Source organism: Alysiella sp. (assembly GCF_030525755.1).
GTDB lineage: Bacteria > Pseudomonadota > Gammaproteobacteria > Burkholderiales > Neisseriaceae > Simonsiella.
On sequence record NZ_JAUNEC010000037.1, the window covers coordinates 1 to 17518 of the forward strand.

At 44.5% G+C, this 17518-nt stretch carries 14 protein-coding genes and 1 CRISPR repeat array; of the genes, 8 read left to right on the top strand and 6 right to left on the bottom strand.

Annotated elements, in window-relative coordinates; genetic code table 11:
* The coding region (locus Q4B82_RS07095) for a hypothetical protein (RefSeq protein WP_303065744.1) at positions 1–233 on the top strand (233 nt) is incomplete at its 5' end.
* Positions 234–607: 374 nt separating this feature from the next.
* Here Q4B82_RS07095 and hscA read toward each other — a convergent pair.
* From hscA to Q4B82_RS07110, 3 genes are all read right to left on the bottom strand, one after another.
* Entirely contained in the window at positions 608–2464 is a 1857-nt protein-coding gene (gene hscA / locus Q4B82_RS07100) for a Fe-S protein assembly chaperone HscA (RefSeq protein ID WP_303065745.1), read from the bottom strand.
* A 130-nt stretch (positions 2465–2594) separates the two neighbouring features.
* Positions 2595–3083 carry a 4-hydroxyphenylacetate 3-monooxygenase, reductase component gene (gene hpaC / locus Q4B82_RS07105; protein WP_303065756.1) on the bottom strand — a complete coding sequence of 163 codons (489 nt, stop codon included), beginning with the start codon at positions 3081–3083 and terminating at the stop codon, positions 2595–2597.
* A 71-nt stretch (positions 3084–3154) separates the two neighbouring features.
* Positions 3155–4033 (bottom strand): NAD(P)H-hydrate dehydratase, encoded by an 879-nt coding sequence (locus Q4B82_RS07110; RefSeq protein ID WP_303065746.1) that lies wholly within the window; start codon positions 4031–4033, stop codon positions 3155–3157.
* Between the two features lie 318 nt (positions 4034–4351).
* Here Q4B82_RS07110 and Q4B82_RS07115 point away from each other — a divergent pair, with 318 nt between their 5' ends.
* On the top strand, positions 4352–5152 hold the full coding sequence (locus Q4B82_RS07115; RefSeq protein ID WP_303065747.1) for a 1-acyl-sn-glycerol-3-phosphate acyltransferase: 801 nt from the start codon (positions 4352–4354) through the stop codon (positions 5150–5152).
* A 96-nt stretch (positions 5153–5248) separates the two neighbouring features.
* Complete coding sequence (locus Q4B82_RS07120; protein ID WP_303065748.1) at positions 5249–5818, top strand: biliverdin-producing heme oxygenase; 570 nt, start codon at positions 5249–5251, stop codon at positions 5816–5818.
* 170 nt (positions 5819–5988) lie between these two features.
* Here Q4B82_RS07120 and Q4B82_RS07125 read toward each other — a convergent pair whose 3' ends face one another.
* Genes Q4B82_RS07125 through petA form a run of 3 tightly spaced genes read right to left on the bottom strand, consistent with a single transcriptional unit; the run spans position 5989 to position 8740 of the window.
* On the bottom strand, positions 5989–6774 hold the full coding sequence (locus Q4B82_RS07125) for a cytochrome c1 (RefSeq protein WP_303065749.1): 786 nt from the start codon (positions 6772–6774) through the stop codon (positions 5989–5991).
* Between the two features lie 13 nt (positions 6775–6787).
* A complete protein-coding gene (locus Q4B82_RS07130; protein ID WP_303065750.1) occupies positions 6788–8137 on the bottom strand; it encodes a cytochrome bc complex cytochrome b subunit in 1350 nt (449 codons plus the stop codon).
* An 18-nt stretch (positions 8138–8155) separates the two neighbouring features.
* Positions 8156–8740 (bottom strand): ubiquinol-cytochrome c reductase iron-sulfur subunit, encoded by a 585-nt coding sequence (gene petA, locus Q4B82_RS07135; RefSeq protein ID WP_303065751.1) that lies wholly within the window; start codon positions 8738–8740, stop codon positions 8156–8158.
* 422 nt (positions 8741–9162) lie between these two features.
* On the opposite strand from petA, the gene rng reads away from it, so the two are divergent.
* The 5 genes from rng (at position 9163) to cas2 (ending at position 16452) form a co-directional block, all read left to right on the top strand.
* A complete protein-coding gene (gene rng, locus Q4B82_RS07140) occupies positions 9163–10656 on the top strand; it encodes a ribonuclease G (RefSeq protein WP_303065752.1) in 1494 nt (497 codons plus the stop codon).
* A 100-nt stretch (positions 10657–10756) separates the two neighbouring features.
* Positions 10757–11362 (top strand): hypothetical protein, encoded by a 606-nt coding sequence (locus Q4B82_RS07145; RefSeq protein ID WP_303065753.1) that lies wholly within the window; start codon positions 10757–10759, stop codon positions 11360–11362.
* Between the two features lie 338 nt (positions 11363–11700).
* Positions 11701–15129: a type II CRISPR RNA-guided endonuclease Cas9 gene (gene cas9, locus Q4B82_RS07150; protein ID WP_303065757.1), complete on the top strand. Its 3429-nt coding sequence runs from the start codon at positions 11701–11703 to the stop codon at positions 15127–15129.
* 98 nt (positions 15130–15227) lie between these two features.
* Positions 15228–16133 (top strand): type II CRISPR-associated endonuclease Cas1, encoded by a 906-nt coding sequence (cas1, locus tag Q4B82_RS07155; RefSeq protein ID WP_303065754.1) that lies wholly within the window; start codon positions 15228–15230, stop codon positions 16131–16133.
* On the top strand, positions 16126–16452 hold the full coding sequence (cas2, locus tag Q4B82_RS07160) for a CRISPR-associated endonuclease Cas2 (protein WP_303065755.1): 327 nt from the start codon (positions 16126–16128) through the stop codon (positions 16450–16452). Before cas1 ends, cas2 begins: the two co-directional genes overlap by 8 nt.
* A 62-nt stretch (positions 16453–16514) precedes the next feature.
* Positions 16515–17408: a CRISPR direct-repeat array (repeat unit 36 nt; unit sequence ATTGTAACACTACGAGATGAGAGAGGGAGCTACAAC).
* The last annotated feature ends 110 nt before the right edge of the window (positions 17409–17518 follow it).

Below are 17518 nucleotides of genomic sequence, written 5' to 3' on the forward strand. Positions count from 1 at the left end.
TTATGGCAAGCGATTTGGGCATCAGCACGGTGGACGCGACTGCCGAAGCCATCACATTGGCGTTTGGCAAAAACATGGTGCTGAACCCAGCCAAAATCATCGCCATCATGCAACGCGAAAAAGGCTGGCGCATGGCTGGCAGCGACAAATTGCGCGTGGAAATGAAAAGCGCAGATGTGGTGGCGCGAATTGAGAATGTGCGGAAGGTGTTGCAGATTTTGCAGGCTGCCTGAAGAAAGGATAAAGTATAAATCTGTTCCAATGGTAGTCCGCTGTCGAATAGTTGTTCCGCCACGACCCACATCATCAAGCACCTTCGGCTGCTGACACCAGCCTAAATGCTCGTGTACCACCAAACCGATATTGCGTGGGCTGACCACATTTTTTGCGATGCAAGAAAAACATCAATCGTTTGAAAGGGCAATTTCTTTGTGTTCTGTAACACAAACACATTACGGTTTGGGATATTCCTGATGATTACCACTATATGGACGCGGAATTGGTTGGATTATTGCAGTAAAGTTTGTAAGATGATTGATCAAAAGCCCAATTTTCAGGCAGCCAAAGTATTTTTGGGCTGCCTGAAATGTTTTTATGAAAGTATGAATTACAAATCCGCCACATTTTGCCCTTGCAACATGCGCTGAATGTTTCTGTCCATGCGTTTGGCGGCAAAATCATCGGTGGCGTGCGATAAATCGTGAATCATCGCGCGGATTTGCTCGGCGGTGTGCGTGGGCAAACTGGCGTTCAACTTATCCATTAAACCATTGATTTTTTGGATTTCATCGGCACTCAATAAATCGCTGTCCAAAGTTAAGGCTGCCTGAATTGCGCCAATCAAGCCTTCTGCCTCCACTTTGGCTTCGGCACGGGCGCGGGCAAGGGCATCGTCTTTGGCATTGCTCATGCTGTCGCGCAACATATTCATAATCGTGTCATCGTCCAAACCGTAAGACGGTTTCACTTCAATTTGCGCTTGAACGCCTGTGGTTTGCTCACGCGCCGACACTGACAACAAGCCATCGGCATCTACCTGAAACGTAACGCGAATCCGCGCCGCGCCAGCCACCATGGGTGGAATGCCACGCAAAGTGAATTTCGCCAAACTGCGGCAGTCTGAAACCAATTCGCGTTCGCCCTGCACCACATGAATGGTCATGGCGGTTTGACCGTCTTTGAAAGTGGTAAATTCTTGGGCGCGCGCGGTGGGCAAAGTGCTGTTGCGCGGAATAATTTTTTCAGCCAAACCGCCATAGGTTTCCAAACCCAAAGACAAAGGCGTTACGTCCAACAACAACCATTCGCCATCGTTTTTATTGCCCGCCAAAACATTGGCTTGCATGGCTGCGCCCAAAGCCACCACCTCATCGGGATTCAAATTATTGAGTGGCGTTTGCCCAAAAAACGCGCCCACCGCCTGTTGAACGTGCAACATGCGCGTGGCACCGCCCACCATAATCACACCTTTAATGTCGGATTTGGACACACCAGCGTCTTTCAGGGCTTGCTTAACGGGTTCAAGGGTTTTGGCGACCAAATGCTGGGTCAGCGCGTGAAATTCGGCGCGTGTGATGACGGTGCGAAGTGGCGTACCGTCTTGCAATTCGGTGGCGATTTCGGTTTCAGGCAGCCTGCTCAACGCTTCTTTGGCAGCGCGAACCAAGCCAAACAACAGTTGCACATCGCGTTCATCGGTAATGGAAAGTTGATGTTTTTCAACAATATGACAAAACAAGCGGTGGTCAAAATCATCGCCACCCAAAGCGGAATTGCCGCCCGTTGCCTTCACTTCAAACAAGCCTTTGGAAAGCTGTAACACGGAAACATCAAACGTGCCGCCACCCAAATCGTACACCACAAACGTGCCTTCGGCGGCGTTGTCCAAACCGTAGGCGATGGCGGCGGCGGTGGGTTCGTTGAGCAAACGCAACACGTTCAAACCAGCCAAACGTGCCGCGTCTTTGGTGGCTTGGCGTTGCGCGTCATCAAAATAGGCTGGCACGGTAATCACCGCGCCCACCAAATCGCCCCCCAACGATTGCTCGGCACGGTCTTTCAACACACGCAAAATGTCGGCAGACACTTCAATGGGGGTTTTTAAACCATTTTTGGTTTGCAATTCAATGATTTTGTCTGACGCGCCAAAACGATAGGGCAAATGCGTGGTGTCAATTTCAGGCAGCGTGCGCCCAATTAAACGTTTGGCAGACGAAATGGTATTTTGTGGGTCAAGTTTTTGTTGTTCAAGGGCTTTTTTGCCCACAACCGCATTATCATCGCCCAAATAACGCACCACCGATGGCACGGCAACCGCACCTGTTTCATCTGGCAAACAGCTCGCTGCACCGCTTTTAACGGTGGCAACCAAGCTGTTGGTCGTCCCCAAATCAATGCCCACCGCCAAACGGTGTTGATGGGGCGCGGCAGACATATTCGGTTCGGCAATTTGCAATAAAGCCATGATTTGTTCCTTGATGTGTATTTTTAACGGTGCGTATTTTAGCATTGTTGAGTGCATTTGTCGGTTTTTCAGGCAGCCTGAAAAACACAGGTCGGATAAAACCTATCCGACCTATTTATGTGATAAGCAATTAACGCAATGATAAGAATTGCCTGCGAAAATACACCAATGCGCCTTGTTCTTGTTGTGGTGTGTTAATGTGTTCAATGGCAACGGAAAAGACATGATGCGTTCCTACTTCACGATGGTCTATGATGTTGCCATGCAAATAAGCCAATGCACCTTCTATTTGCAGTTGTCCTGTCGGTCCTCTGTGCCAAATGTGTTGCTCAAAACGTTCGGCTGGGGTTAGGGCAGTCATGCCTGCGAAATGTTCGGCAACGTCTTGCTGATGTGCTGCCAATACATTGACACAGAGTTGGCGATTGGCAACCAAAACAGGACAAATTAGGGCTTGACTGTTGACGCACAGTACCAATGTAGGCGGTGTATCGGTTACAGGTGCAACAGCTGTCATGGTAATGCCGAAACGTCCTGCTGTGCCATCAGTTGTGATGACGTGTATGCCTGCGGCACATTGCGACATGGCTTCGCGAAAATCGTGTTGTGATGGGTGCATGATGTGATGATGGTTTTGCTGTATTGGGTTTTCAGGCAGCCTAACGGGTATTGGGCTGCCTGAAATTTTGTTTAAATGGTCAGTTGATTGCGAAGCCAACGTACGGTTGTGGGCAATTCGCTTGCGGTTAAACCAATGGGACCGTGTTGTGTGTGAACCAATAATTCTGCTGCCATACCATGCAACCACACCGCAGCAGGTACGGCTTCTTCTGCAACAATACCTTGTGCCAACAAGCTACCAATAATGCCAGCCAAAACATCGCCACTTCCTGCGCTTGCCAGTCCTGAATTGCCTGTTTTATTCACATGAAGGAAACCGCGTACCGATGAAATGACTGTTTCATAACCTTTTAATACTACCCAACAACGGTAACGACTCGCTATTTCGCGTGCTGCCCATGAGCGGTTGTTTTGTATTTGGTTAATGCCTGTATTGAGTAAATGTGCGGCTTCGCCAGGATGAGGGGTTAAAACCAAATCAGCACGTTTGGTTTGAGGGAAGAGTTTGGGTTGTTCTACCAAAAGGTGAATGGCATCGGCATCTAATACCAATTGTGGGTGTGCGCTGTGCCAAACCGTATGCAAAACACGCGCTGCTGCTTCATCTTGCCCCAAGCCGCACCCGATAACCCAAGTACTGATGTCTTCACGAAGAACCGCACGTTCTGCAGTATTCAAAATTAATTCGGGTTGTGATGTGTAAACCGATATGGGTAAAGTGGTCTGATTGAATGCTGCAATGACTTTGCCACAACCTGCATATAAAGCTGCCACTGAAGCCAATAAGGCTGCACCTGTCATGCCTTCACTACCGCCCAATACGCCTACTGTGCCAAGCTGACCTTTATGACAGTCCACAGCACGGCGTCGGGTTAATGTGGGATAGTGTTGTTGTGCATATTGACGCAATGGCGCGACATTGGGTTTGGGATAAGCGTTGTCAAACATAAGCATCAGTCCAAAAATAATGATAATTGGCTTTCAGGTAGCCTGAAAGCTAAAAGTAAGATAGGCATTCTACCACAGTTGCACCGCATTACTGAAATGCCATAATAATCAGAAACCATAGCGACTTGCTATCGCTTTATCTCTAATTTTTTTGGTTCAAATGGTTTGGGCTCACAAAAATAGCTGCTTTATGTCCACATGATGTTACACAATGCATTCATTCATCTCAATAACATTAATCATCAACTTGCCATATTGTGCTAAAAACGGCATGATGCCGCCTTTCTGTTTTCAACCTGTCGTCAAATAAGGCAAATTATGAACAAAGTAAATTGGTTTATACGCATCACACGTTTATTCCGATTGGTACTCTGGCTGCTGCGTGTCATGCAACGTTTCAGTAAATTGTCTGATGCCAATTTACACCAACGTGAGCAAGTTTTACAACAATCTGCCCAAGAGGCTCTATCGGTTTTGGGCATCACTTTACACAGTAATAAGCTGCCTGAAAGCCATAAACCCAATTCTCAAGCACAAGGTTTACTGCTGGCTGCCAACCATATTTCATGGTTGGACATTATGGCGATTTGCGCGCTTTATCCTTGTGGTTTTATTGCCATGAAAGAAATCAAAAATTGGTTCATCATCGGTAAAATCGTCCAAAACGCAGGTACGATATTCATTGACCGTCGCAACCGCAAAGACATTGAGCCTATCAATGCTGCGATTGTTCAACGTTTGCAACAAGGCATGAATGTGTGTTTTTTTCCCGAAGCACGTACCACTTCTGGGAGTGATGTTTTACCACTCAAAGCAGCCCTGTTTCAGGCAGCCATTAACAGTCAATCAGCCATTCAAGTCCTTGCTCTGCGTTATTATGAACACAATCAACGTACCGAAGAGGTGTCATTTGAAAAAGTCAATTTATGGGTTTCGCTATGGAAAATTGTTTCTCTGGAAAATTTAACGGTACGCATAGATGTAGCCGATTTAATTTACCCACAGCCTAATGATGACCGTTTCACACTCAAAGAACAGGCTGAAATTTTCTTGCGCCAAATCATTAGCAGCGATAGTCCTAATCACAGTCTTGACAAGCAATACAATAAAAATATTTAAATTTTTACCATTTTGGCGTATATTCACGCTTGCTTTATCAGGTAGGCTATACATTAAGCGTATTTTTCATCATTATCATTAAATTAAGGAAAAATCATGAGCGAAACAACATTCCAACAATTTCTTAAAGAAAACAGTCGCGCCACACACGATAGCGTGGACGAACTGGTTATGTCCATGAAGCCGTTTGACAGCAAAGAAAATTACATTAAATTTTTGCAACTGCAAGCTGTGTTCCACAAAATTGTGGACGACATCTATAAAGATCCAGAATGGAACAAAGAAATACCTGATTTGGCCTCATTAGCACGTTATGATGCTGTGTTACAAGATTTACAAGACTTAAATGCAAATGAGAAAGCTGTTTCTTTAACCTTACCCAAACCCAAAGGCATAGAAGCATTAGGTTGGTTGTATTGTGCCGAAGGTTCAAATGTTGGTGCGGCATTCTTGTTTAAAGATGCCCAAAACAAACTGGGTTACTCCGCAGAACATGGCGCACGCCATTTAGGACCTCATGTAGAAGGACGTGGCAAGCACTGGCGTGCCTTTGCAGAGCAACTTAATCAACTCGGCATTGAAGGGATAGACCGTGAAACAGCATTGCGTGGTGCATTAGAAGCTTTTACTTTCTATAAAGCATTGCTGCGCGAGATTTTCGCTTAAATTATGATTGTTTAAAATATAAACAATTATGTCGTTACTAAACGCCCCAATGTGTACGAGTCGTGCACATTGGGGCATTGTTACCTTATCCATGTCAATTTTAATTTTGAACGAATATATTAAACATTAATAAACAGGCTGTCTGAAAATCTTTCAGGCAGCCTGTTGTGTTAATGTACGTCTTTCCAGTATTCTTTTTTCAGGAAGTAAGCCAAAGGCAGCATAACCACAAATAAGAATAATAAAACGAGATAACCAATTTGTTTACGCTGAACTTGGGCTGGTTCAGCCATATATGCCATGAAATTAGTTAAGTCTTTGGCATAATTGTCATATTCAGCAGTAATGACTTTGCCGTCTTTTGTCATGCGCGTAAGTTTTCCTGTGCTTTCCCATTGCAGTTCAGGTACTTTATTGCCATGACCATCGTCTTGCATAATGGGTTTACCATTTTTGTCCAGCTTAACCGTTTGAATGCCTTGTTGTTCCCATAAAACATGAGGCATGGCGGCATTTGGCAAAACAGTATTATTCCAACCATTGGGTCGACTGGGGTCTTTATAGAAACCACGCAAGTAAGCATAAATGTAGTCGTTACCGCGAGAGCGCGCAATCAAGGTTAAATCGGGTGGTACCACACCAAACCATTTTTTTGCGTCTGCGGGATTCATGTGTGCTTGCATCACATCCCCCACTTTATCGGTGGTAAACATCAGGTTTTTCTTGATTTCATCTTCGGTCAAGCCGATGTCTTGTAAGCGGTTGTAGCGCATCATGGAAGCCGAGTGGCACGACAAACAGTTGTTCACGAAAATTTGTGCGCCGCGTTGCAAGCTCACTTGGTCGCGTGGGTCTAATTCAACGTGTGGGTAATTGCCACCACCAGCCGCAACCGCCATACTCATAGGTGCTGCCAATAATAAGGCAGCAATCGTGTTTTTCAATGCTTTTTTCATTTCAGGCAGCCTCTTAAATCTTGACAGCAAACAGGTATGAACCAATCAAGGTAATGGCAACATACACAAAGAACATCACTTTTTGCTTGGTTGTACCCATGGTAACACGCTCTGGTACGGGTTTATCCACGTCCATTTTGGTGTAAATGGGCATCAACAAGAAGAAGGCAAAGTAAATGATGGACAAAATGCGCGCCACCCAAGTACGCAGGTCGGTTGCCACCATCGCACCCAAAATACCCAAGCCAATGAAAGCAATAATGAACAACACCAATGCCGTTTTGAAAATGGGGCCACGATAACGGATTGATTTGGTTGGCGAACGGTCAAGCCATGGCAACAAGGCAATCAACACAACCGCCGCACCCATTGCCAACACGCCCCAAACTTGCGTACCCGCAAAAGACGGTACAGCACGCAAAATCGCATAAAATGGTGTGAAATACCAAACGGGTGCAATATGTGGTGGTGTAACCATGGGGTTGGCTGGGTCAAAGTTCGGTTTTTCCAAGAAATAGCCACCGCCTTCGGGCGCAAAGAACATCACGCCACAGAAGAAAATCAAGAACACCACCACACCCAAAATGTCTTTAACGGTGTAGTAGGGGTGGAATGGAATGCCGTCCAATGGAATGCCGTTGGAATCTTTGAGTTTTTTGATTTCCACGCCATCTGGGTTGTTGGAACCCACTTCGTGCAGGGCAATCAAGTGTGCTACCACCAAACCCAACAGCACCAAAGGCACAGCAATCACGTGCAGGGCAAAGAAACGGTTCAAAGTGGCATCAGATATGTTGAAGTCGCCGCGAATCCATGTGGACAAGTCTGGGCCAATCACAGGAATGGCGGCAAACAAGTTAATAATCACTTGTGCGCCCCAAAATGACATTTGACCCCAAGGTAAAAGATAGCCCATAAACGCTTCTGCCATCAAAGCCAAGAAAATCAAAGAGCCAAATACCCACACCAATTCACGTGGTTTTTTGAATGAGCCGTAAATCAAACCACGGAACATATGCAAATAAACCACAATGAAGAACATGGACGCACCAGTAGAATGCATATAGCGGATAATCCAACCGCCCGATACATCGCGCATGATGTATTCTACTGACGCGAATGCTACAGGTAAGTTTTGTAAATTGGTGGTGCCATCTGGTTTGAAGTTCATCACCAAGAAGATACCGCTCACGATTTGAATCACCAGCACCAATAATGCTAATGAGCCAAAGAAATACCAAAAGTTGAAATTTTTGGGTGCATAATATTGCCCAACGTGTTCGTTGTACATTTTTGATAGGGGGAAACGCGCATCCACCCAATCCAATAATGCTTTGGCTTTATTTGAAGTTTGGTTTGCCATAGTTTGTGTCCCTTAAAATTAGCTTTCGCCGACAAGAATAACGTTGTCGTTCAAATATTTGTAGGGTGGGATAACCAAATTGGTTGGTGCAGGTACGCCTTTGAATACACGACCTGCTAAATCAAATTTGGAACCGTGGCACGGACAGAAAAAGCCACCTTTCCAACTGCCCCCCCCTAAATCTGCTGCGCCGACATCAGGACGATAGGTTGGCGAGCAACCTAAATGCGTACAGATACCAATCGCCACCCATAATTCGGGTTTGATGGAACGAGTTGGGTTTTGGGCGTATGCGGGTTGTTGTTCTTCGGCAGAAGTAGGGTCAGTTAAATCGCCATCTAAACTGGGGAGGTCTTTGAGTTGCTGCTCTGTGCGGTGCAAAATGAAAATCGGTTTGCCACGCCATTCAGCAGTAATCATCTGACCACTTTCAACTTTGCTGACATCTACTTCAACAGATGCGCCTGCGGCTTTGGCTTTTTCCGATGGAGACCAACTGGCAACCAGTGGCGTTGCTACACCTGCGGCGGCAACGGCACCCGCACCAGCGGTGGCAAATGTGAGAAAGCGGCGGCGTCCTTGATTAATTTCTTTATTATCCATTATTAGGTTTTCCTGATTTTTCAGAAACTTATATTTACTTTACTGCCTGAAACAATAATTTTTTTAAGTATTGCTGTTGGGCATGAAAGTAAAGATGAATCATTAAACCCTGTGATTTTACCTGATTTTGTCCGATAACTTAAAGCATTATTTAAATTTAGGTAAAGGTTTTATGGATAAAGTTTGATTTTAAGCAGATTTTGGCTGGATTTGTGTTGGGTGGTAATATTGATTTTAATGAGGTTAGGGTATTGATGATAAAAATATTTTTATGATGTTTTTGTTGGCTGCTTGAAAATGGTAAAATATTGTTTTTATTGTTTCAGGCAGCTTGATTTGGGTATAGGGTATTTTGCTCTGGTAGCCGTTAAGAAAATGGTTCTCGGTGCAAAATACTTTTGATAATTTTGAGACAATGATCTATGTTTGAAAATATTGTAATTCCTAAAGATATGCCACGTCGTCCTGAAAGTGTGTTGGTCAACATCACACCACAGGAAACTCGGGTGGCAGTATTGGAAGAAAATACCATTTGTGAGCTGCATATTGAGCGCAATAGTGGCAACAGTTTGGTGGGCAACATTTATTTGGGTATTGTGCGCCGTGTTTTACCTGGTATGCAAAGTGCGTTTATTGATATTGGTTTGGAACGTGCGGCTTTTTTGCACATTATGGATGTGTTTGAGCAACGGCAAAATCCTGAATTGCCACAGCGCATTGAGCAGGTTTTATTTGAAGGGCAAACGGTTTTGGTGCAAGTCATCAAAGATCCTATTAATAGCAAAGGTGCGCGACTTTCTACACAAATTTCTTTGGCGGGACGATTTTTGGTGCATTTACCACAAGATACCCATATTGGTATTTCTCAACGCATTGAAGCAGAAGAAGACCGTTTGAATTTGCGGGAACGTTTACTCAAATTGCTGCCTGAAAATACGCCGCGTGGTTATATTATTCGCACCAGTGCGGAAAATGCTACTGATGCAGAATTACAAGATGATTTGTTTTATTTGGCCAAAGTGTGGGACAACATTCAAAATCAAGCCAAATTGTGTCCTGCTGAAACTTTGTTGTATCGTGATTTGCCGTTGGCACAACGTGTTTTGCGTGATATGTTCAGCGAATACACGCGTGAAATTTTGGTAGATTCTCGGCAAAATTTTGAAAAAATGAAACAATTTGCCTTGCAATATGTACCAGGGGCGGCTGAGCGTTTACAACATTTTGTGGGAGAACGCCCACTTTTTGAAACCTATGGTGTCGAATCAGAAATCAATCGTGCATTACAAGCACGCGTGAATCTGAATTTTGGCAGTTATTTAATCATTGAAACCACAGAAGCGATGACCACTATAGATGTGAATACAGGTGGTTTTGTGGGAACGCGCAATTTTGATGAAACCATTTTTAAAACCAATTTAGAAGCCTGTCATGCGATTGCTCGGGAATTACGTTTACGCAATTTAGGTGGCATTATCATTGTTGATTTTATTGATATGATGAGTCAAGAACACCGCGAAGCGGTGTTGCAAGAGTTGGCAAAAGCATTGAGTTATGACCGTACACGGGTAACCTTAAATGGTTTTACCAGTTTGGGATTAGTGGAACTAACACGCAAGCGCAGCAGAGAGAGTTTGCAACATGTTTTATGTGAACCTTGTGTAGTATGTTGTGGACGAGGTACCCTTAAAACGCCACAAACCATTTGTTATGAAATTCAGCGTGAAATTGTGCGAGAAAGTCGCCGTTTTGATGTGAAACAATTTCGCATCATTGCTTCACCAGAAGTGATAGACATGTTTTTAGACGAAGAATCTCAATCACTTGCCATGTTGATTGATTTTATTGGTAAACCGATTGCATTAGAAGTAGAAGGAAGCTATTCACAAGAACAATTTGACATCGTTTTGGTGTAAAAGTGGCATGTAGATAGGCTGCCTGAAAAAGCGGTTTGTGTGTTTCAGGCAGCCAAAACAGGAGTTGTACTTAAATTTTATTCAATTAAAAGGAAAATACATGAACAAAATTCTCACAGTTTTTATCGCATTGGGTCTGCTTGGTGCGTGTGGTCAGCAAAGTCAAACTTCCAGTAAAGACCAGCAAATTGCTGAAAATCAAAAACAAATTGAAATTTTGAAGCAGCAAGCGGAAATTCAGCGTTTGCAAAACGAATTGAACACCAATGCAGTTGCTTCTGCGGTGGGTGAAGTATATCAATTGGTCGCTTCTGAAGTGGCGGCAACGCTGCCTGAAAATCTACAAGCGCAAGCCAAACAAACAGGGCAGCCAGTACGAGGCACAGATGGTCAACAATATATGTATGACCCAGATACAGGTAATTGGCTGCTTTACGGTGCAATCGGTGCGGCAATGGGCTATTTGGCTGCTAATGCAATGAACAACCGTAATGCCGCAAAATATCAGCCTGTTCAGAAGCCAACTGCTGCTGTACAACGTGTTTATAAAGACTATCGTGCTGCCAATCCAAACATGATTCCTGCACCCAAAGCACAATCCACACAAAACGGAGTAGCACAGCAAAAAGCCACACCCAATTATCGTCAGACACAGCAAGGTTACAGTAACCACAAACCACGTCGTGGCTTTGGTCGTCGTCGTTAAATGAAAAGAGACGATATAGTCAAGTGAAAAAGCAGTACAAGGCGGACGTTGTCGCCTTGTACTGCTTTTTCACTTGACTATATTGGTTTTTTGAAGAATGCTTAAACATAGACGATGCCCCTGAAAGGTTAAACCTTTACAGGGGCACATTCATTTCTGAATACGTCGCGGCATACCTTTTCAGGCAGCCTTATTGTAGCAACGGCTCTCATCTCGTAGTGCAACAATGGTGAGAATTTTAAATTTGACCGTTATGTTTGTCAAACATTTCTTTACACTAAAATTAGATGTATGATATTACAATATTTTTTACATCTTAATTTTGGGAGAATGGCATGATGAAACAAAAATCGCAAAAATATATTCTGGGTCTTGATTTGGGAATTGCCTCTGTCGGCTGGGCTTGTGTTTGGGTTAATGAAGATGAACACCCGATTGGTTTGTTGGACTGCGGTGTGCGTGCATTTGAACGTGCCGAAGTGCCGAAAACAGGCGATTCTTTGGCAAAAGCCCGCAGAGAGGCACGAAGTGTCCGCCGTTTAATCCGCCGCAGGGCGCACCGTTTGTTGCGTTTGCGCCGTTTGTTGAAACGTGAAGGTGTTTTGACGGCAACGGATTTTGGTCAAAATGGGCTGCCTGAAAATCTGCCGATTGATGCTTGGGGCTTGCGTGTGGCGGGTTTGGACAGAAAACTTGCGCCAAAAGAATGGGCGGCGGTGTTGCTGCATTTGGTGAAACATCGCGGTTATTTGTCGCAGCGCAAAAGTGAGTTGCAGACCGCAGATGCAGAATTGGGCAGATTGTTGGCTGGTGTGGCGGAAAACCACAAATTGCTTTCAGGTAGCCCTGAACTGTATCGCAGCGCGGCGGAATTGGCGGTAAAACATTTTGCCGCGCAAAACGGGCATATGCGCAATAAAGGCGGCGATTATTCGCATACATTTAACCGCTTGGATTTGCAAAAAGAATTGCATTTATTGTTTGAAAAACAACGTGAATTTGGCAATCCTTTTGCCACGCCTGAATTGGAAAAGCAGGTAGATGATTTATTGATGACGCAGCGCAGTGCTTTGCAGGGCGATGCGGTATTGAAAATGTTGGGCAAATGCACGTTTGAGTCGTCTGAATTTAAAGCAGCAAAAAACACTTACAGCGCGGAACGGTTTATCTGGCTGACTAAATTGAATAATTTGCGGATTTTGCATGATGGTGAAGAACGGGCATTAAATGAACATGAACGCCATGATTTATTGAATGAACCGTATATCAAATCCAAATTGACTTACGCACAAGCACGAAAAATATTAAGGCTGTCTGAAAACGCCATTTTCAAAGGTTTGCGTTATGATACGGAATGTTTTGTTTCATTAGCAGAGTTAGATAATTTACTGATTATTAAGAATAATGAAGAGCGTAGTCTGAATGATGAAGAACGTAAATTGCTTTTGGAGGTGTTAGGTAAAAAAGACAGATTAAGTGATAAGCAAGTTTGGAAAATATTGAAATTACCTAAAAACGCAAATTTAAAAGGTATGCGTTACATCAATAATGAAGAAATCGTAGAAAAAGCCGAAAACGGTACTTTGATGGAAATGAAGGCTTACCACAAAATCCGTAAAGTGCTTGAAGATGCAGGTTTAACAGGAGAGTGGGAAAACCGCATTCGCAATCCCGAAATTCTGGACGCGATTGGTACGGCATTTTCGCTGTACAAAACCGATAAAGACATTCAGGCGGCATTGGCGGCTTTCAGGCTGCCTGAAAATGTGTTGGACGCTTTGTTGAAAGGCTTGAATTTTGACAAGTTTATTGAATTGTCGCTGGCAGCTTTGGGCAAGATTTTGCCGTTGATGGAACAGGGTAAGCGTTATGATGAAGCCTGTGCCGAGATTTATGGCGACCATTATGGTATTAAAAATAGCCGACCCCAAATATTATTGAAAGAAAAAATTCCAGCAGACAAAATTCGCAATCCCGTTGTATTGCGTTCTTTAACCCAAGCCCGCAAAGTCATTAATGAGATTATCCGCCGCTACGGTTCGCCTGTGCGCGTGCATATTGAAACGGCACGGGAATTGGGCAAATCGTTTAAAGAGCGCAAAGAGATTGAAAAACAACAGGAAAATAACCGAAAAGAACGCGAACGTGCAGTTGAATTGTTTAGGGAAAAATTCCCTTATTTTGTTGGCGAGCCGAAGTACAACGATATTTTGAAAATGCGTTTGTATGAACAGCAGCAAGGCAAATGCCTGTATTCGGGCTTGCCGCTTGATTTGCACAGGCTGCCTGAAAAAGGCTATGCGGAAATTGACCACGCTTTGCCGTTTTCGCGCACTTGGGACGACAGCCTGAACAATAAAGTGCTGGTGTTGGGCAGCGAAAATCAGAAAAAACGCAATCAAACGCCATACGAATATTTGGGCGGTGCGGAAAACAGCGAGGTTTGGCGTGAATTTTTGGCACGGCTTTCAGGCTGCCGTTTTCCGTTTGCGAAAAAACAGCGGATTTTAACGACCAAACTGGACGAAGAAGGTTTTAAAGCACGCAATTTGAATGATACGCGTTATGTGGCGAGGTTTATGTGTCAATTTGTGGAAGAAAATCTGCATTTGACAGGTAGCGGCAAACGGCGCGTGTTTGCATCTAATGGGCAAATTACTGCGATGTTGCGTGGCTTATGGGGCTTGAAAAAAGTGCGTGAAGACAATGACCGTCATCACGCTTTGGATGCGATTGTGGTGGCGTGTTCCACTGTGTCCATGCAGCAGAAAATCACCAAAGCCATGCAAGGACGCGAGGTACTGGAAACGATTGATACGGAAACGGGCGAAGTAAAAACGCGCATTCCGCAGCCTTGGGATTTTTTCAGGCAGGAAGTGATGTTGCGCGTATTCAGCGATAATCCGTGTAAAGAACTGGCAGAGAAATTGAACAGCCGTCCGCAAGCGGTGCATGAGTTTGTTAAGCCTTTGTTTGTGTCCCGTGCGCCCAATCGGAAAATGAGTGGGCAGGGGCATTTGGAAACGATTAAATCCGCCAAAAGGCTGCCTGAAAACATCAGCGTGGTGAAAAAGCCGCTCACGGCTTTGAAATTAAAGGATATTGAAAAGATTGTCGGCTATCCGAACCGCGAGCCTGCTTTGTATGAAGCCTTACGCGAACGCTTGGAGCGGTTTAAAGATGAACCAGCCAAAGCGTTTGCCGAGCCGTTTTATAAGCCTGCGAAAAATGGTGGGCAAGGGGCTTTGGTGAAAGCGGTGCGGGTGGAGGATGTACAGAAATCAGGTGTGATGGTACGCAAAGACCATGACGGTATCGCACGCGGTATTGCCGATAATGCCACGATGGTGCGGGTGGATGTGTTTGGCAAAGGTGGCAAGAATTATCTGGTGCCTGTGTATGCTTGGCAGGTGGCACAGGGGATTTTGCCGAATCGGGCGGTGGTGGCAAATAAAGATGAAGCCGATTGGGATTTAATAGATGACGGCTTTATTTTCCGTTTTGCTTTGTATCCAAATGATTTGGTCAAAGTAGTAACCAAAAAAGAAGAATTTTTTGGTTACTATGTTGGATTAGATAGAGCAACAGGTGCGATTACTCTTAAAGAGCATGATACGGATAAACGTAAAGGTAAAGATGGCATTCACCGCAGTATTGGAGTAAAAACTGTTACTGTCTTTGAAAAATACCAAGTCGATGTTCTGGGCAAAGAAATTCGTCGCTGCAAACCCGAAAAACGCCCTGAATTAAAACGCAAGAAGAAATAGTATCAACGGCTGCGCCTTAATTGGCGTAGCCGTTTTTGTATGGGCAGCCAAACCTTATTTTTCAGGCAGCCTGAAAACCGAATCATTGGGAGAAAAACATGACTTGGCGCAGCATTGTCATCAGCAAACCTGCTCGGCTGTCTTTGCAAAACCGCCATTTGCTGATTAAACAAGAAGATGAAATTACCGTGCCGTTGGAAGACATTGCCGTGATGGTAATTGAAGCGCGTGAAGTGGTGCTGACCGCGCCACTATTATCGGCTTTGGCGCAAAATGGGATTACTTTGCTCACTTGCGATGAACAATTTTTGCCGTGCGGACAATGGTTGCCGTTTGCCCAATATCATCGCTGCCTGAAAATTTTAAAGCTGCAAATCAATCAAAGCCTGCCGCAGAAAAAACAATTGTGGCAGCAAATTGTGAAACAAAAAATCCGCAATCAGGCATGGCTGCTGGATTACAGCGGGCACGATATTGCCGCAAGCCGTCTGAAAGTATTGGCTGACGGTGTGAAATCGGGCGACAAAACCTTTCACGAAAGCCAAGCAGCGGCGTTGTATTTTCCGCTGTTGTTTGGCGATGGTTTTACGCGCGGTCAGGAAAATTCCGCCAATGGCTGCCTGAATTATGGGTACAGCATTACTCGTTCGGCGATTGCGCGTGCGTTGGTGCAATACGGTTTTCATCCTGCTTTGGGTGTGCATCATTGCAGCGAATTGAATGCCTTTAATTTGGCAGACGATTTGATTGAGCCGTATCGTATATTGGTGGATTTATTTGTTTTTGAACACAAAAACAGGCTACCTGAAGACTTGGATACCGCTTGGAAAAGCCGTTTGGTGGCTTTGTTGCACCATCAGATAAAGTTGGACGGCAAAACATACAGCGTATTGGCAGCGATTGACCGCACGGTGCAGTCGCTTCAGGTAGCCTTAACACAGAGTGATGCTGCTTTGTTGAAGCTGCCTGAAATGTTGCCTTTGAAGGTGCAGGGTTATGAGTGAGGCGAAGTTTATGCGCATCATCGTGTTTTTTGATTTGCCCGTTACCACGGCAGCCAAGCGCAAAGCGGCGAACCAGTTTCGCCATTTTTTAATTAAAGACGGCTATCAAATGCTGCAATTATCGGTGTATTCACGCATTGTACGCGGCAGAGATGCGTTGCAAAAACACTACACCCGTTTGCAGAAAAACCTGCCCGAAGAGGGGCAAGTACGCTGTTTGGAGGTAACCGAGAAGCAATATGCGGGCATGTTGATGCTGATTGGCGAGATGAAACCGCGCGAAAAAAAGGTTAATGCCGACCAATTATTGCTGTTTTAGGGTGATTTTTTGCCGAAGAAAAAGCCTGAAACCCCGATGAGAAAAGGGTTTCAGGCTGGGGTATTGTAACACTACGAGATGAGAGAGGGAGCTACAACAGCTAACCCAAACATTTAACCATAACACAAATTGTAACACTACGAGATGAGAGAGGGAGCTACAACTGGATTTGAAAGAAAACACGCACACGGTTAATTGTAACACTACGAGATGAGAGAGGGAGCTACAACGATGAACTTACTAGCCCAAGTGGGGAAAGTATTGTAACACTACGAGATGAGAGAGGGAGCTACAACTGTATATAATCACTACAATTAAATTTCATGATTGTAACACTACGAGATGAGAGAGGGAGCTACAACCTTGTTCGGTTTGGGCTTCATTCAAATGGTATTGTAACACTACGAGATGAGAGAGGGAGCTACAACTATACACGCATCGCAAACAAATTCACAGTTATTGTAACACTACGAGATGAGAGAGGGAGCTACAACTATACACGCATCGCAAACAAATTCACAGTTATTGTAACACTACGAGATGAGAGAGGGAGCTACAACGCAATGTCCAGCAAAGTGAACGCTGAACAGATTGTAACACTACGAGATGAGAGAGGGAGCTACAACGCAGCTTATTCCTGTTGTAATCGCTGGGATATTGTAACACTACGAGATGAGAGAGGGAGCTACAACTTTTTCCGCAAGCTATGAATTAAGCCAACGATTGTAACACTACGAGATGAGAGAGGGAGCTACAACAGCAGCGTAGGCAGCCTGAATGACATCAAAATTGTAACACTACGAGATGAGAGAGGGAGCTACAACTTATTCAGCCAAAACAATAACATCTTACCCATTGTAACACTACGAGATGAGAGAGGGAGCTACAACTGCCTATGCCACTTGGATTAGCGCAAAATTATTGTAACACTACGAGATGAGAGAGGGAGCTACAACTTTGAACGAGAGTCATAACCTTGTTTTTGCATTATTATAGTGTATTAAAATAAAAATTCCCAAGCCACCCAACATTTCAAGCTCAAAATGTCATACTCAATAGAATTACG

Excerpts from the sequence above, each read along its gene's own strand:
- hscA (WP_303065745.1), bottom strand. The coding sequence starts at position 2,464 with ATGGCTTTATTGCAAATTGCCGAACCGAATATGTCTGCCGCGCCCCAT.
- hpaC (WP_303065756.1), bottom strand. The coding sequence starts at position 3,083 with ATGCACCCATCACAACACGATTTTCGCGAAGCCATGTCGCAATGTGCC.
- Q4B82_RS07110 (WP_303065746.1), bottom strand. The coding sequence starts at position 4,033 with ATGTTTGACAACGCTTATCCCAAACCCAATGTCGCGCCATTGCGTCAA.
- Q4B82_RS07115 (WP_303065747.1), top strand. The coding sequence starts at position 4,352 with ATGAACAAAGTAAATTGGTTTATACGCATCACACGTTTATTCCGATTG.
- Q4B82_RS07120 (WP_303065748.1), top strand. The coding sequence starts at position 5,249 with ATGAGCGAAACAACATTCCAACAATTTCTTAAAGAAAACAGTCGCGCC.
- Q4B82_RS07125 (WP_303065749.1), bottom strand. The coding sequence starts at position 6,774 with ATGAAAAAAGCATTGAAAAACACGATTGCTGCCTTATTATTGGCAGCA.
- Q4B82_RS07130 (WP_303065750.1), bottom strand. The coding sequence starts at position 8,137 with ATGGCAAACCAAACTTCAAATAAAGCCAAAGCATTATTGGATTGGGTG.
- petA (WP_303065751.1), bottom strand. The coding sequence starts at position 8,740 with ATGGATAATAAAGAAATTAATCAAGGACGCCGCCGCTTTCTCACATTT.
- rng (WP_303065752.1), top strand. The coding sequence starts at position 9,163 with ATGTTTGAAAATATTGTAATTCCTAAAGATATGCCACGTCGTCCTGAA.
- Q4B82_RS07145 (WP_303065753.1), top strand. The coding sequence starts at position 10,757 with ATGAACAAAATTCTCACAGTTTTTATCGCATTGGGTCTGCTTGGTGCG.
- cas9 (WP_303065757.1), top strand. The coding sequence starts at position 11,701 with ATGAAACAAAAATCGCAAAAATATATTCTGGGTCTTGATTTGGGAATT.
- cas1 (WP_303065754.1), top strand. The coding sequence starts at position 15,228 with ATGACTTGGCGCAGCATTGTCATCAGCAAACCTGCTCGGCTGTCTTTG.
- cas2 (WP_303065755.1), top strand. The coding sequence starts at position 16,126 with ATGAGTGAGGCGAAGTTTATGCGCATCATCGTGTTTTTTGATTTGCCC.